16 protein-coding genes, 1 other RNA gene and 1 pseudogene are annotated in these 15,271 nt (G+C 44.1%); 7 read left to right on the top strand and 11 right to left on the bottom strand.

Annotated elements, in window-relative coordinates; all coding sequences use genetic code 11:
* Positions 1-160 precede the first annotated feature (160 nt).
* From dnaQ to nudC, 3 genes are all read left to right on the top strand, one after another.
* A complete protein-coding gene (gene dnaQ, locus ACPUEY_RS09970; protein WP_425121963.1) occupies positions 161-1,588 on the top strand; it encodes a DNA polymerase III subunit epsilon in 1,428 nt (475 codons plus the stop codon).
* Positions 1,589-1,714: 126 nt separating this feature from the next.
* Positions 1,715-3,358: a chemotaxis protein gene (locus ACPUEY_RS09965; protein WP_425121962.1), complete on the top strand. Its 1,644-nt coding sequence runs from the start codon at positions 1,715-1,717 to the stop codon at positions 3,356-3,358.
* Positions 3,358-4,131 (top strand): NAD(+) diphosphatase, encoded by a 774-nt coding sequence (gene nudC / locus ACPUEY_RS09960; RefSeq protein WP_425121961.1) that lies wholly within the window; start codon positions 3,358-3,360, stop codon positions 4,129-4,131. The genes ACPUEY_RS09965 and nudC overlap by 1 nt, the downstream gene beginning before the upstream one ends.
* Position 4,132: 1 nt before the next feature.
* Here nudC and ACPUEY_RS09955 read toward each other — a convergent pair whose 3' ends face one another.
* The 4 genes from ACPUEY_RS09955 to ACPUEY_RS09940 are packed head-to-tail and all read right to left on the bottom strand — an operon-like array spanning position 4,133 to position 7,114.
* Positions 4,133-5,020, bottom strand: coding sequence for an alpha/beta hydrolase (locus ACPUEY_RS09955; protein WP_425121960.1), 888 nt, complete (start codon positions 5,018-5,020; stop codon positions 4,133-4,135).
* A complete protein-coding gene (locus tag ACPUEY_RS09950; protein ID WP_261182167.1) occupies positions 5,010-5,693 on the bottom strand; it encodes a BON domain-containing protein in 684 nt (227 codons plus the stop codon). Before ACPUEY_RS09950 ends, ACPUEY_RS09955 begins: the two co-directional genes overlap by 11 nt.
* A gap of 60 nt (positions 5,694-5,753) precedes the next feature.
* Entirely contained in the window at positions 5,754-6,182 is a 429-nt protein-coding gene (locus ACPUEY_RS09945) for a YraN family protein (protein ID WP_425121959.1), read from the bottom strand.
* A complete protein-coding gene (locus ACPUEY_RS09940; protein ID WP_425121958.1) occupies positions 6,182-7,114 on the bottom strand; it encodes a penicillin-binding protein activator in 933 nt (310 codons plus the stop codon). Before ACPUEY_RS09940 ends, ACPUEY_RS09945 begins: the two co-directional genes overlap by 1 nt.
* A 12-nt stretch (positions 7,115-7,126) precedes the next feature.
* Here ACPUEY_RS09940 and rsmI point away from each other — a divergent pair, with 12 nt between their 5' ends.
* Positions 7,127-7,966 (top strand): 16S rRNA (cytidine(1402)-2'-O)-methyltransferase, encoded by an 840-nt coding sequence (gene rsmI, locus ACPUEY_RS09935; protein WP_092819929.1) that lies wholly within the window; start codon positions 7,127-7,129, stop codon positions 7,964-7,966.
* A 93-nt stretch (positions 7,967-8,059) separates the two neighbouring features.
* Here the strand turns inward: rsmI and ACPUEY_RS09930 are convergent, their stop codons facing one another.
* The 6 genes from ACPUEY_RS09930 to ACPUEY_RS09905 form a co-directional block, all read right to left on the bottom strand.
* Positions 8,060-8,308 carry a hypothetical protein gene (locus ACPUEY_RS09930; RefSeq protein ID WP_086194938.1) on the bottom strand — a complete coding sequence of 83 codons (249 nt, stop codon included), beginning with the start codon at positions 8,306-8,308 and terminating at the stop codon, positions 8,060-8,062.
* 176 nt (positions 8,309-8,484) lie between these two features.
* Positions 8,485-9,732 (bottom strand): FAD-dependent monooxygenase, encoded by a 1,248-nt coding sequence (locus ACPUEY_RS09925; RefSeq protein ID WP_425121957.1) that lies wholly within the window; start codon positions 9,730-9,732, stop codon positions 8,485-8,487.
* A complete protein-coding gene (gene ubiH / locus ACPUEY_RS09920) occupies positions 9,729-10,937 on the bottom strand; it encodes a 2-octaprenyl-6-methoxyphenyl hydroxylase (protein WP_425121956.1) in 1,209 nt (402 codons plus the stop codon). The genes ACPUEY_RS09925 and ubiH overlap by 4 nt, the downstream gene beginning before the upstream one ends.
* Positions 10,938-11,386: 449 nt before the next feature.
* Positions 11,387-11,623 (bottom strand): DUF378 domain-containing protein, encoded by a 237-nt coding sequence (locus tag ACPUEY_RS09915; RefSeq protein ID WP_131273268.1) that lies wholly within the window; start codon positions 11,621-11,623, stop codon positions 11,387-11,389.
* Between the two features lie 236 nt (positions 11,624-11,859).
* Positions 11,860-13,191 (bottom strand): Xaa-Pro aminopeptidase, encoded by a 1,332-nt coding sequence (pepP, locus tag ACPUEY_RS09910; RefSeq protein ID WP_425121955.1) that lies wholly within the window; start codon positions 13,189-13,191, stop codon positions 11,860-11,862.
* Between the two features lie 87 nt (positions 13,192-13,278).
* Positions 13,279-13,911 (bottom strand): UPF0149 family protein, encoded by a 633-nt coding sequence (locus tag ACPUEY_RS09905; RefSeq protein WP_092819934.1) that lies wholly within the window; start codon positions 13,909-13,911, stop codon positions 13,279-13,281.
* Between the two features lie 64 nt (positions 13,912-13,975).
* Between ACPUEY_RS09905 and ACPUEY_RS09900 the strand changes: the two genes are divergently transcribed.
* From ACPUEY_RS09900 to ssrS, 3 genes are all read left to right on the top strand, one after another.
* Positions 13,976-14,527 (top strand): hypothetical protein, encoded by a 552-nt coding sequence (locus tag ACPUEY_RS09900; protein ID WP_092819935.1) that lies wholly within the window; start codon positions 13,976-13,978, stop codon positions 14,525-14,527.
* 2 nt (positions 14,528-14,529) lie between these two features.
* Complete coding sequence (locus ACPUEY_RS09895) at positions 14,530-14,814, top strand: cell division protein ZapA (protein ID WP_092819936.1); 285 nt, start codon at positions 14,530-14,532, stop codon at positions 14,812-14,814.
* 100 nt (positions 14,815-14,914) lie between these two features.
* A non-coding RNA gene (gene ssrS, locus ACPUEY_RS09890) (6S RNA) lies at positions 14,915-15,098 on the top strand.
* Positions 15,099-15,193: 95 nt separating this feature from the next.
* On the opposite strand, the pseudogene ACPUEY_RS09885 reads toward ssrS, so the two are convergent.
* Positions 15,194-15,271 (bottom strand): annotated as a pseudogene (locus ACPUEY_RS09885) (IS1 family transposase); the annotation flags it as partial.

Raw genomic sequence — 15,271 nt, 5'->3', positions numbered from 1 at the left:
GGTAGACACAAGGGATTAATTTAGCGCGATTTCACTATAAATGTTACAAGAATTTAAAAAATAACCGTGTAATACACTTTTAAAGTGAAATTGCGTTATACAATATGCCAGTCACCTGGTTTATTTTGACTCTCATTTATAGCGTTCGGATTTGGTTTATATGACTCAAACAATCACTCTTTATGTCGATGGCGCGTGTCGCGGCAATCCCGGTTTAGGCGGTTGGGGTGCATATATCATTACCGAATCGGAAAAGCATAAACTGTGTGGTGGAGAAGCGGAAACCACCAATAACCGCATGGAACTCACCGCGGCAATTGAAGGTATTCAGTTTTGTCCGCGCGATGCCAAACTGATCATCTGGACCGATTCCAAGTATGTTAAGCAAGGCATCACTGAATGGATTCATGGCTGGAAAAAGAAAAACTGGAAAGATGTCAAAAATCCGGACCTGTGGAAATTACTGGATGCGACCTGTCAGGGGCGTGATATTGAATGGAACTGGATTAAGGGCCATACCGGTCATCCAGGCAATGAGATGGCGGATCAACTGGCCAACCAGGGTGCCGATCAAACCTTAAAAGCCATGAAAAATCTCTTGTCATCTGCCGAAACTGTTTTAGAACAAGCCGACATGCTGGATAAAAAAAAAGCTGAGCAGGACTGGCTATTAGATGATCCCTTTGGTTTTGACCTGATGGAAGCCGAGCTGCAAGATGACAGCGAAGCTTTAGAAAACGATGTTTTAGAAAATGCGGAACAGGAAAACCCTCAGGCAGACACCATGCAACCACAAGTGCAAGTTCCGGAACCTGTTTTAGAAAGCGCAACATCTGCTTCCGAAAAACCGTTACACCCACATATCGTGATTACCCCACGCAGCAAAGAAGTTCACGGTCCCCGCCAGCTGATTCTGGATACCGAAACCACCGGTTTCTATTTTCAGGACACTGACCGGATTATTGAGGTCGGGGCAATTGAAATGGTCAACCGCAAACTGACCGGCAGCTCGATTCATATTTATATCAATCCGCAAAAACCGGTCGGTGAATCTGAAAACATTCACGGTATTTCAGATGAGTTCCTGAAAGACAAACCGCTTTATGCAGAGATTGCCGATGTGCTGTTTGACTATTTAAAAGGCACAGAAATTATTGCGCATAACGCGACCTTCGATATGAACTTCCTGGATATGGAGTTTAAACGCGCAGGCTTTGTGGCCTTATCGGAAGTCTGTGAAGTAACCGATACCTTGGCCATGGCCAAGAGCAAGCATCCGGGACAAAAAAATTCGCTCGATGCTTTGGTGCGCCGTTATGAAATTCCGCAGCGTGACCGTACTTTCCACGGTGCCTTACTCGATGCCGAAATTCTGGCAGATGTCTACCTGGCCATGACTGGCGGTCAGGTGTCTTTCGATATGGATACCCTGACCGAGGCTGATCAACAACAGGGGCAAACTGCCCGCTCCGCTGTGCAAATTGACCTGCCTGTCATTCTACCTTCAGCCGAAGAACTGGAAGCACATGAGAATTGGGTCAAACAATTTGAAGAAAAACATGGAACAGCTTGTCTTTTTGCAAAATAAAATCTACATTTCTAGTGGTTTTTTGTATTTAATCGTTTAGCACTTACGTTATAGTTAAACGCAAAGAAGTTTGGCCTTGAACGGGCTAATCACAAACAGATAAAACACTAGGAAAGGTGCAGATACATGTCTTACCAAACCTCTATTCATTTTGACCCGACTGCATTGCTGATAATAAAAAATGAGGTTGATAATTCAATTAAATTAGTTGAATCAGCGGTTAGTTCCTTGGCAGAAGACCAGACTTTACCTTTCGGTATTGATGATGCACTTAATCAATTTGAGCAGTGTGCTCAGGTTCTTGCTCTTATTGACATGCAAAGCCTGGCTAAAATTGCCCAATATTCCGCAGAGTTAATGCGCAAGATTATGGGGAATCCTGCGCAGATTAATACTCAGGAAGTGGTGGCCTTAAGTGAAGGCACCACCATGTTGAAACGTTACATCGAATTTATTTGCTTACGTGAAGTTAAAATTCCACAATTCCTGCTCGATACCCTGAATCGTCTGGAAATTGTGCTGGGTAAACCGATTACGCATGAAGGTCAGCATATCGAGTCATTACTGGACTGTATTACTCCCGATTTTAAACTTCCTCAAGCACCCAGCCTGGAAAAGTCGCAATATGTACATCGCCTGTACAAACTGTCTTTAAACAAGCTGATTAAACAGGAAGAGACTGAATTAGATCTGCAGGCCATCAAACTGGTCGGGGCCTATCTGGCAGGTCTGGCAGAAAACACGCCAAGCAAGCAATACTGGAATCTGGTGCATGTGGCATTTAATCAGGTAGATCACTTATTGATCAATGATGCGCGTTTACGTACCCTGATCAGTATTGAACGCAATATGGCACAATATTTCAGTGCTCCAGAGCGCTTTAAGCCAAGCCTGCCGGATTTAGCCAACATCTTGAGCTTGTGCATTAGCCAGGAAGATGAGACGGCCCAGCATATCCGTAGCCAGCTAAATGTGGGTGAAGATCATTTGACCGATACCCAATTGCAGGTATTCAGCCGCCATCTCTATGGACCTGATTTTGATACCATGCATACCATTAGTGAACTTGTGACCACAGAAATGGCACAAATTCGTAATGACATCGAATTCAACTATCAAAACATGACAGCTGAGAAAACGAAGGAATTACAGGACAAATTAATCAGTCTTGCCAACATTTTCAAAGTATTGAATCTGAGTGAAGCTTTCAACGATTTATCTCGCCAAGCCAACTTGCTGGACAAGGCTGAAGTGCTGAAAGATGAAAATTTTGCTCAGCAATTGATGAGTTGCATTTTATCGGCAATGAATTCGATTGGGGTTCTGGAACGTCATCACACTTCAAGCCGTTTACAGCTTCGTGTCCATAACATGAACATCTCTTTGGACCGTTTAGATGAAGCGCATGAGGCTTTACTCAATGAAACCAAAGCCGTGATTGAGCTTTCCAGCCAAATCCTGATGCAGTACATGCAAGATCAAAATCTGGCTGCGCTTGAGAATATTCCAACCCAATTGCGTGAAATTGGTGGTGCCCTGCTGTTCTTAAATGCCCCATCCGGTCAGACTTCATTGAACACTGCTGCAACGTTTATCCAACAGCAAATTGAAAATTCTGCAACGATTACTGCTGAACAAATCAACCACATCCTCGACACCTTAGCCAGTGCCGACATGCTGATTGACAATTTAAAATCAAAACAGCCTGTCCTGCAGTCGATGTTTGATGTAGCATTGCAAAGTAGCGAAAAACTGAAAACTGTTGCCTAATGTCCGAATTGTCACTTGCTTATATCTTCCATCAGCATCAACTTTTAGTCGATGAAAACTTTCAGCTCCCCCGAGTAGAACGTTTAGCAAGTGACCTTCAGTTCAACACGGGTGATCAAGTGATTGCCCGTGACCTTCTCGAAAACGAGCCTATTCCTGCCGGCCTGCAACTGGTGCCCATCCGTCAATTATTAACGCTCTGGGATACCCAACAATTCGAAGCCGCCAGTCGTGCCATCCAGCTGTTAGAATGGCGCCGCAACCACAAGTTCTGTAGTCATTGTGGACATCCAACTGAAGCCCATGCGACTGAATATGCCATGGTTTGTCCAGCATGTGGTTATCATCAGTATCCACGGGTACAGCCCTGTGTCATTACCGTGATTACCCGTGGTCAAGATGAAATTCTGCTGGCTAAAAATGCCAAAAACAAAACGAATATGTACGGTCTGATTGCCGGTTTTGTTGAGGTAGGAGAAACCCTGGAAGAAGCAGTACGCCGTGAAACTTTTGAAGAAGTGGGCTTAAAACTCAAAAATATCCAGTATCTTGCCAGCCAGCCCTGGCCTTTTCCAAGTAACCTGATGCTCGCCTTCCGTGCTGAATATGCTTCTGGCGACATTCAGTTACAAGAAGAAGAGATTAGCGATGCGCAATTCTTTAAATTTGACCAACTGCCTGAAATTCCATTTAAAGGCAGTATTGCATATGCCATGATTAAACATATTACCGAAGGTCATCCTGTAGCAGATGACACCCGTGAATGGCTTTAAGTCAGGGTTTTAGCGCTTCATCGAGAACCGCCAAAATCTGTTTCTTGGTCTGGAAATAGCGGCTGAACAAACTGGAAACCGAACCCATAATAGACACATGTCCAGTACCCGGGATGGTAATTATCTGGCTATGGTTGCCCTTTTCCTGCAGAATCCGATGTAAATCTTCTGAATTATTATGTCCGACCACCTGATCATTGGAGGCTAAAAACAGGTAATGTCGCACCGTATTGCTTTCCACGAAATAGTAAGGCATCACCTGCTGATAAGGCACGCTTTGGTCAAAAGCATCTGCACAGATCGGATCATCTTTATAATCAAAATGATATGGCCCAGACAAACCAATAATGGCACGAATTTGGCTGCGGCATTGCAAAGGATAAGGTGTCGGATGATAAAGTGCCGACATCACGTTAAATGCACCCGCCGAGTGCCCCATCAATACCAGTTTTTCAGTCTGGATATTGTATCTGGACTGATGCTGGGTCAAATAGTTTAAGGCCAAACTCAGGTCATCAATATAACTGGGAAATACATGCTCGGGCGCAAGATGATAATTAATCACCGCAACATCATAACCTTCTCTGGCAAAGGCTTCACCCACGAAACGGTAGTCTTTTTTATCTCCATGCAGCCATGCCCCACCATGCACAAACACGATTAAAGGCCGATGCTCTAGAGGAGATGCCGCAGAGAAAATATCTAAACGCTGACGTGCTTTTAAACCATAAGCAATGTTTTCAGTGACCGTATAGCCTTTACGCGGGGTTAAACGGTTCAGGGCATAGCTACCAAAATCGTAAAGGCGAAAATCCTTGTACAATATTTTCACTTTTTCGACTTTTTGCTGAATTTCTTTACCAACTGTTTGTACAACCTTATTGAGCATAGGTTGGCTCTGCTTGATCCGGATCAATAGCCACCGGTGTCTGTTCAACCGGCAGTGCATTCACGACAGGACTACTAAAACTTGAAGTCATGGCACGCGATTGCTCAATATTATCAATTAAAGTAATAATTTTAGTCACGTTGCCGACTTGTTGCAGCACCTGATTCAGATCATTAATTTCAGCCGTGTTTAAACGCCCCATCACATATAAAACACCATCTTCGGTGTGAATGCGCACTTTACTGTCAGACACCACCACAGCTTTCATAATCAGGCCACGCGTATTTGCCGTCACAGTGGTATCTTGCATAATGGTGCCATAACCAATCTGGTTACCGACAGCAATGTAATTATGCACGGTTTTCACATCACTCATGGCACGGACATTATCTTCCGCCAGCTGTTTCAAGTGCGCATCTGGCACTTGACCGGTTAATAATACATTGCCATGAAAACTTTCAATATTGACACGGGATTGTTTAAAACGACTGTCTAATTTATATAAATTGATTTTAGCGGTACGTTCGATTGAGGAATCAATAAACACCTGTCCAAGAGAACGGGCGCCACTTTCTGTACCCACCGGGGCTGATCCTGTGCCACTAGAGATAAAACTTGCACAACCAGATAAACTTGCTACACACAGTAACGTCATTGCAATACGGTTAAACACTCAGCAAGACTCCTCATTATTCAGTTCTATTTTATGTCAGCATTTACGCTATGATTTTGTTCAAAGATTAATAAACTCTTCATCAAAAGTAAAAGCATTTTCAATCCATTGTTGATCATAAGTGAATTTGGAAAAATCTTGCTGTATGGTTTTTGCAAATTGTTGAAGAAAATCAAAACAAATCACATCAAAACGACAATAAAAGGTTTGCAATTCAGGATGGGCATACAAAAAGCACAGTGCCGATTTCATCATTTTGCGCTGTTTGGATAAAGAAATGCTTTCGAAGGATTGGGCATACTGGGTCACTGAACGCGCCTTGACTTCGACAAAAACCAGTTCCTGAGCCTGCTGTACAATCAGGTCAATTTCCCCGTAACGGCAATGATAATTTGCCACAACCAGCTGAAAGCCTTGGGTCTGTAATAATATTAAAGCCTGCTGTTCAGCCCATTGTCCCAGATTTAAATGTGCCGGAAGATTTGACATTACAATCCTTTGATTCCCTTTTTGGTATTTTCATAACAGTGTGGAATGCGCTGGATTTGATTGTTATTGACTTGAATCAGTCCGGTCCGCCCCTGGAACTGCATAATTTTTAAATTGGGTTCGGCCAAATACTGGCTCGCAATATGCCAGGCATCCCCACCAAAAGCGATCAGGCGCTGATAGGCCATGGAAGCGGCGTTTGCTTGAGCGGCCTGGATGACATCTGGCCATTCAGATTCATATAAGGCCGGCGCATCACAAAACTTTACCCCTACAGGCAATACCTGATCTTGTTCAATGGCATTCGGTAAAATATAGATGTTTTTATGCGGCAGCTTGGGCAGTTTATTCAGCCAGGCATTGTTTCCCAGTAGCAACAAACCGGTATGTTTATTTAACTTTTTGGGTATTTCTTCAATTAAATTCAGAGGATAATTGGTTTCAGTGAGTAAAGAAATCAAAAACAGTTCATTGTCAGTTCCCGAGTCTTTTTGCTGCAACACATACAGCTCTTTGATTTGGTCATTCTGCAATACCTGATTTAGCGCCACCGCATCATCCTGCTTGGACAGGCTAAATTGTCCTACCTTTGCAGATTGTGAGGATACTTCATTCAGGGCCAAAACCCGAACCTTCGGCTGTATCTGGATTAAAGCTTCCACCTCCTGCCGTGCCAAAGGTCCGACTATCATTTGGGTTTTTTTATTGACATTTTGTTTAAGCAACTGCGCAATCGGTTTTTTGTCCGAGTTTACAAATTTAATGGGTGTTTCCAGCTCTGATGCCTGATAAGCACTCATAAAACCCTGTTTGACACTTAATCCGGCTCGCGCCATAGGCCCCGATTCAGGTAAAATGACCAGCACTTCAGCTTGAGCGTGATTGAAAATGCAATACAGGATGAAGCCAATTAATTTTTTATTATTCAACATTGGAGAAACCTTATGAGTGCTCAGTTATTTGTTGTAGCAACCCCAATTGGGCACTTAGATGACATTACTTATCGTGCTATTGATATTCTAAAGTCTGTAAGTATCATTGCGGCAGAAGATACGCGTACTTCCGCTCAATTATTAAAGCACTTTAATATAGCAACTCCACTGACTGCCTGTCACGAACATAATGAAAGTAATAAAATTGACATCTTGATCCAGCGCTTGCTGAATGGCGAAAATATGGCCCTGATCAGTGATGCGGGTACGCCGCTGATTAGCGATCCGGGGTTTAAACTGGTTCGTGCGGCACAAGAACATCATATTCGCGTTATTCCGGTTCCGGGTGCCTGTGCCGCCATTGCGGCGCTCAGTTCTGTCGGCTTGCCGAGTGACCGCTTCAGTTTTGAAGGTTTCTTGCCCTCACGCCAAAGCCAGCGTCTCAGCCAGCTGGAAAAGCTGAAAGATGAAACCCAAACCCTGATTTTTTATGAAGCACCGCATCGTATTTTAGAGTCAGTCAAAGATATGGCACAGGTGTTTGGTGCCGATCGTCCTGTGGGTTTTGCCCGTGAAATTACCAAAACCTTTGAAACCATCAAAAAGATGACCCTGGCAGAACTGGTTCAGTTTATTGAAGCTGACCACAACCAGCAAAAAGGTGAAATTGTGCTGGTGATTGGCGGTGCAACTGAAGAAAAGGATCTGGAGCAGGAAAAACTGGACCAGCTCTTGACCCGTTTATTACAGGACTTATCCGTCAAGGCCGCTTCACAATTGGCCGCAGATTTAACGGGAATAAAAAAGAAAGTGGCGTATCAACGCGCTTTGGAACTCAGCAATAAGGTCTAAGCGGCTGTAAGGTTAAAAGCAGGTTTAAAAGCAAAAAGCATCACGAAAAGTGATGCTTTTTTTATTTTGTAGCCAAGCTGGCAAAAGAATCTATTAATCTTTTGCTGACTCGTCTGCAGGCACTTCAGTGATGCGACCGCCACGAGCAAGGAAAGCAGCCACTTCATCTTCCAAAGCTTGACGCTGTTTCAGTTTAGCAGTCACTGTCAGTGTTTCGGCTTCAGCAACATCACCATCAGTTGCAACTGAATCACTGTCAGATGCGCCTTTTTCAGCAGCTTTTGCTTCATCTTCATCGACTGCAGTGTCTTCTACATCATCGTAGTCATTCATATCTGTCATCTTCCTTTCTCCCCAAAAATGACGTCTATCCATCCAATTTAAATTGATTGTGAACTAGGAAGAAATTTAGCAATCTCTTTAGCTTTCGCATAGGGTCAATTTAAAAAAAATCGTATCTTTTTTAATCAAAAAAGTAACCTTATATAAATATTTGTACAAAAAACAGTTTTTCCTGCTTAAACCGCATATCGTGTATCTTTTAAGATCTGTAATCCGTTGGCTTGAGACATAAAAGCATCTTTTAATGCGGCATGTTGTTCCACTTGTTTCAAGCCAAAATTTCGTGCCCACACCACGGGGAAAAGCGGGGTCCTTTCCATCCATCCAATCGCAGACATGCTGTGCATCATGGCATCGTTTTGACCTTTGCGACGGTGTTGGTAGCGCTGCAAGGTCTGTTCATGTGCCCATACGCCACGTTTCAGATCATGCAACAGTGCATCGCATAAAATGGCTGCGTCCAGACAGCCAATATTGACCCCTTGACCTGCCAGTGGATGAATCACATGTGCAGCATCTCCAATCAAGGCTAAACCGGCTTTGACATACTGCTGTGCGGCACGTGCTTTCAGTGGGAACTGTGCCCGTGGTGTTGCCTCTAACACCTCACCCAGCATGTGATGACTTTCACGCGTGAGCAACGCGGTAAAATCGGCATCATTCAAGGCTGCATATTTTTCAGCATAATCGTCTGGCAATGTCCAGACAATAGATTGCCAATAGCCTTCCTGTTCCGGCTTTAAACTGGCCATCGGTAAAAGGGCCAATGGGCCAGTTTCCAGAAAAATCTGACGGGCCACATGCTGATGCGGCTGGGCCGTTCGAATGGCACAGCTCAACCCGGCCTGTTTATAATCCAGAATATCCAGGTCAATAAAGGCCTGTTCACGAACAAAGGAATTTGCGCCATCCGCGCCGATCAGCAGTCTGGTTTTTAATTGGGTGCCATCTGCCAGGTGAATCTGCCAGATTCCCCCCACACCCTGCTCTATAGCTGTGACCTTGACCTGAGTACGATAATCCTGAAGCTGCTCCAGCATTTTTTCCTGAATGGCCAGGTTCAATAAACTTGGCTCGACCATCGACCCCAAAGCTTGCTCAACCGATGGCGTCTGCGCTGTTGCATGCCCAAAATTAATTTCACCATAGCCATTTTTATTCCACACTTGCATGCCTGTATAGGGCTGCTGGCGTGCCAGCTTTCCCCAGACACCGACCGTTTTCAATAAATGAATAGTCGCCTGGCTGAGCGCCAGCACACGCGGGTTGGCAACACTTTTGGTTTTCCCGGCATCCAGGATTGGAGCAGCATCCAGTACCGTGGCCTGCACGCCACCTTGTGCCAGTAATAATGCTGTCAGACCACCGACCAGACCACCACCAATAATGACGACATCGAAAACATCAGCTTGAACTGGACTCATGCTTTTAACCCCATTGCGTAATTGGCCACCAGAGGCTTAATGCCTGGGATGGTATCAAAAGCGACCAAGCCTGTATTCCGAATAAATTTTAGAACGGGGTTGTTATTGCTAAAACCACGGACCACTGAATCACAGAATTTAATCACGCGTTGCTGATCGGTCAGACGGGATTTTTCGTAGTCCTGCAGCATTGCTGCATCGCCCAAGTCGGCTTGCTGTGCGACTTTTTCGGTTAAATAACGGAGCAAGACATAGGCATCACGCATACACAGGTTAAAGCCTTGGCCGGCTACCGGGTGGATGGTATGGGCTGCATTGCCCATCAGCACCACACGGCCCACCGCCTGTTTTTCTGCAAGTACTTGCGACAATGGGTAGCTAAAACGCCGACCGGTTTTCTGGAATTTACCGGCACGGTCACCATAGGTGTGTTGCAGGGCATCCAAAAAGTGCTGATCATTTTCATCGCCCAGCCATTCGCCTTCTGTGCCCTTTTGCACCGGCCATACCACCGAACGGCGGTATTCACCCGGCAATGGCAACAGTGCCAAAGGTCCAAGCGGGCTAAATCGCTCAAAACCGACATGCTTATGCGGTTTTGAGGTTTGTACGGTTGTGACAATCGCCACCTGGTCATAGTCATGTACCGATGCCCCAATGCCCAGGGCTTTACGGCAGAATGAATCACGGCCATCGGCAGCGATCAGCAGTTTTGCTTGTAAGGATAAGGTTTCATCGCCACGTTGTGCTTCGATATAAGCCCAATCGGCATCTTGGGTCAGTGAGGTCACTTGTACGCCATCAATCAGTTCAATTAAAGGCTGTTTACGTACTTCCGTAAGTAGTACACGACCAAGCCAGGCATTTTCGATGACCTGGCCAAAGCTTTCGACTTTTTCCTGTTCTGCTTTTAAACGCGCCTTACCAAAGCTGCCTTGTTCGGTAATATGCACTTCCAGAATTGGTGTGGCATGTTCCTGCAAGGAATTCCATAAACCCAGTTCCTGATAAATTTGTACGCTACGGCGTGACAAGGCACTGTTACGCGCATCAAAACTGGAATGATAGGGTACAAGATTGGCATCATCATAATTGGGGTACTTAATGGCTTCGAGCAGCTTCACTGCAATGTTTGCCTTAGCCAACATCAAGGCTAAACTTAGCCCGACCATACCACCACCGACGATGATCACTTCTTGCTGCATGTTTTGATCCTTTTATGTCGTATCTATCAGGTCTAGATACTTATAATCTTGATTGATTTTATATTACCTCAAAGAAATGCATTTTTATAATGAATTAGCACTGCCCGTTATAGATGATATCCAATGCTGAATGGATTTCAGTCAAACTCGGCTTATTCCCTCGCGTCTTGGCTCCATAAAAAATGTTTAACGCTTAGGCGCTAAACACCGTGGCGATATTCCTCAAATAGCCACCATGAAAAAACATGTTGAAGCGATGGGCTTCAAGTCTATATGGAGATGAAATTTCCTCAGGAAAACCGTCATGTTTCAATCTCGAAACATAAAAAAACGGAACTTAAGCTCCGTTTTTCCGGACTCAATGAAATTCTCATAACACGATGATACAGATTACAGAAAAATCGCCTTCATGAGGTTTCAAGTGGGTCTTTGTATTCGGTCGTGATCTGCTAACGCAGCACTCTTGTCTGAGGCTCATGATGCACTGTTCTGCCTAATTTCGTGCCTGTATAAATCAGGTAGAGTGCCGACAAGCCGACCAAGATATAAATAATCCTGGATAGAACGCTCATTTCACCAAAAATAGCAGCAACTAAATTGAAATCAAATGCACCAATTAAGCCCCAGTTCAGGCCACCAATAATCGCCAAAGCGTAAGCAATCCAGTCGATCGTATTTAATCTCATCATTTTTCTCCCACTGTTCTTTAGTTTATTTAAGAGTTTATTTAAGGATCAAAGAAATTATGGGAAAGAACGCAGATTTAATATGTTGCTTTGATGCTAATAACCGATTTCTTGTGTTGAAGTCGTGTCAGTTTTTAAACTTTAAATTTTAACTGGGTTGGTTTTATTTAAGTTATTCGCGATAAACGTAAGTAAAAAAGCCGATCATCTGATCGGCTTTTCATCCTAAAAATCGCTTAGGCTACTTTGGCTTTTGCCATCAATGCTTCGATATCTTCAACTGTTTTGACCACATCTTTGGTGAGCACCAGTGGCCCATTTTCGGTAGCGACCACATCATCTTCAATACGGATACCAATACCACGCCATTTTGCATCGACAGTTTCATCATCCGGTGCAATGTACAAACCCGGTTCAACCGTCACCACCATGCCTTCTTCATAGACACGCCATTCGCCATCCTGTTTATATGAACCGACATCGTGCACATCCATGCCCAGCCAGTGTCCGGTACCATGCATGTAGAACTGACGGAAACTTTCTTTTTCAATAATTTCCTCAATATTACCGTGCATAATGCCAAGGTCCAATAAACCCTGAACCAGAATGCGTACCGCCACATTGTGCGGTTTCTTATAAGAATTGCCAATGCGTACGGCATCAATCGCAGCCAGTTGTGCTTTTAATACCAGCTCATATAGGGCTTTCTGTTCAGGACTGAACTTGCCATTGACCGGAAAAGTACGGGTGATGTCTGAGGCATATAACTGATATTCGCAGGCTGCATCAATCAGCACCAGATCACCATCATTCAGCGCTTTGTCATTTTCCACATAATGCAAAATGCAGGCGTTGGCTCCCCCACCGACAATACTGTTATAGGAAGGCACGCAGCCATTTTTACCAAAAATATAATTCAGCTCGGCTTCCAGCGCATATTCCATCATGCCCGGTTTCACCGTTTGCATGGCACGGGTATGCGCTTCTGCCGAAATATCCGATGCAAGCTGCATGAGCTTGATTTCTTTTTCAGATTTATGCAAACGCATTTCATCCACAATGCGGTCGAGTTGAATCACTTGGGCAGGTGCAGAAGTACCTTTGCGTGATTCACCACTGGCTTTGGCAATCCATTTTGCTACACGGGCATCAAAATCGGCCTGATGACCAATACGATAGAACAGCTTTTGTTTATTGTGCAGTTTCTCGATAATTTCTTCATCGAGCAGGTCAATGGCATAGGCTTCATCCGCCTCGTAATCATCCACTGCACCGTCTACACCGGCACGGTAACCGTTCCAGATTTCCATCTCGCGGTTACGTTCACGGCAGAACAGACTATAGGTATAACCTTCATCAATCGACTCAAAAGTCTCGATCACCGCCACGGCTTCAGGCTCTGCAAAGCCCGTCAGATAGAAAAAGCTGCTGTCTGCACGGAATTTATAATCCGCATCGCGGTTACGCAGGGCAACCGGACTGGTGGCAATAATTGCAATACTGTGCGGACCCATTTCTTCTGCCAGGCGGTCACGACGTTCCTGAAAATCTGCTTGAGTCAGTTTCATCATTAAGTGTACTTTTGTCTTTTATGGGTAGGTGATAACTTTTAAAGGGTCAGTTAAATGGTCTGTTCTTGAACACCATCGCCCGAATTAACTCGGACGATGCGGAGTAAACATTTCAACTACACTGCTGGCTTCTGTAGGCGCAGTATTTTTTTGCAATTGCGGCTGGATGTTTTGCAGCAATGGGGTTTCTGCCACTTCCACTTTCTTGCGTCCCAATGACAGGCTGACAGGAATCAAGCGCACAAATTCGTAAAGCTCCTGATAGCTTTCTTCGCCTTCTTCGTCATCATCCGATTCATCAAACTCGACTGCTGCGACATCCTGCAGATGTTCAATCAGTTCCATTTCATCCTGACGGATATGACCGGAAGCCAAACCAAATCCCAATACTACACCTGCACACCAGTCTGCCAGGGCCTGTACACGATCCGCAAGAACATGTTCATCATCCGGAAGCAAAGGCAAATAATCGAGTTCATCTTCAGATAAAGCATGGGCAATATCTTCTGCTTCATCGGTTAATACCTCTAAAACCTGCTGCTCTAGCGCCGGAATTTCAAGGGTCGCTAAAATCTGTTGCCATTCATCACCGGTGGGTGCCTGAGTAACACAAACAATACCCGTTAGCAGTCCATGTAACTCACTTGGACTTGAAATCTCTTCAATTTTTGAAAAATTGTGGTGCCATTCTGACCAACCTGAAATATCGTCTTGCATTCGCTTATCCAATCTCTATACTTCTTATATATTACCTTTGTTTGCGATACTGTGCGACTACGATATGTTAGAAGAATTACAGCGTCTACAGGCGCATATTGGCGTTTTAAAAACGCGACTTGCGCATTTTAAAAGTGAAAATGATGCCCTCAATGCTGCAAAAGCAGATTCCAACGAGCACCATCATGCCCAAATTGTGCAAAAAAATGGCATCATCACCCAGAAACAAGAAGAAATAGATAATCTGAGCGAGCAATTAAGCGAAACCCAATCACAATTCAAGCAATTGAATAGCGATGCAGCCTCTTTGGCAGACCGTTATAGCCGCCTGGAAAAAAGCTGTACCGATCTTAAGAACCGTTTTCAGGAAATTCTGGCTGAGCGTAATGAATTACGTGTCATTAAAGAAAAGATGCAAAATGATCAGCGTCTTGCTCAACAGGAAATTCAAGGCTTGCAGCAGGAACGTGAAAGATTGTTACAAAAAAATGAACATGCCAAAGCCAAAGTTGAAGCCATTATTCAGCGTCTTTCTATTTTAGGTACTGCTCAAGATCAGCATGCGCAAGAAATTCAACAGCTTGCTCACCCAGCCGATGTAAATGAGGATATTTAATCATGAGTGAACAAATTGCTGTGGAATTGCGTGTACTCGGCCATAATTTTCGTTTAGCCACCACTGAAAAAGAAAAAGCTGATTTAGAGCGTGCAGCTGAACTGTTAAATGAAAAATATGATGATTTTCGCCGTAAAGCGCCACGTGTCGAACCAAGTAAACTGATTATTATGGTGGCGCTTGAACTGATGCAGGAAGTTCTTTCAATGAATAAATCCTTGCAAGAATACGCCCATTGCGAGCGCTTGCTGACGACCATTTTAGAAGACGTCGAGGATTTGGTTTAATTTCCTGTTAAATTGAATAAACTATCAGCATTTGCGATTTAACTTTACAGTTGTTGCACATTGAGGATTTGCCAACACCTCATTATTGGTTATACTTATTCTATCTCTGAGGTGTTCGCCAGTGAGTCTATATCCCTGCCGATACTTAAATCTACGGATTGTGTTCTGCATATTTAGAGTGTATGCCCATCTTCGAATGGGAAACCCAGCAAGTATGCGTCGCGTCCACCTTGAACTTCTTCGGGTTCAGGGTAACGACATGCAGCGGCATCTTCGGAGTGTTTTTTCTTATTAGTCTCAGTGACCTTGATTACAATATTTATTCCTTTATTTTTCTTTTTAAAACATTTTTGGTGGTGTTTCAAAAAGTATGCTAGCGTTAAACAAATCCGTTATTAAGGTAAAAGAAAGTCAAATCAAAGGCTTTAAAATGATTTTCGAGCTTTTTAGAAAAGTT

The sequence above is a fragment of the Acinetobacter sp. G11 genome, assembly GCF_049808495.1.
Classification (GTDB): domain Bacteria; phylum Pseudomonadota; class Gammaproteobacteria; order Pseudomonadales; family Moraxellaceae; genus Acinetobacter; species Acinetobacter kookii.
This window is presented reverse-complemented; position numbering and strand designations above follow the sequence as displayed.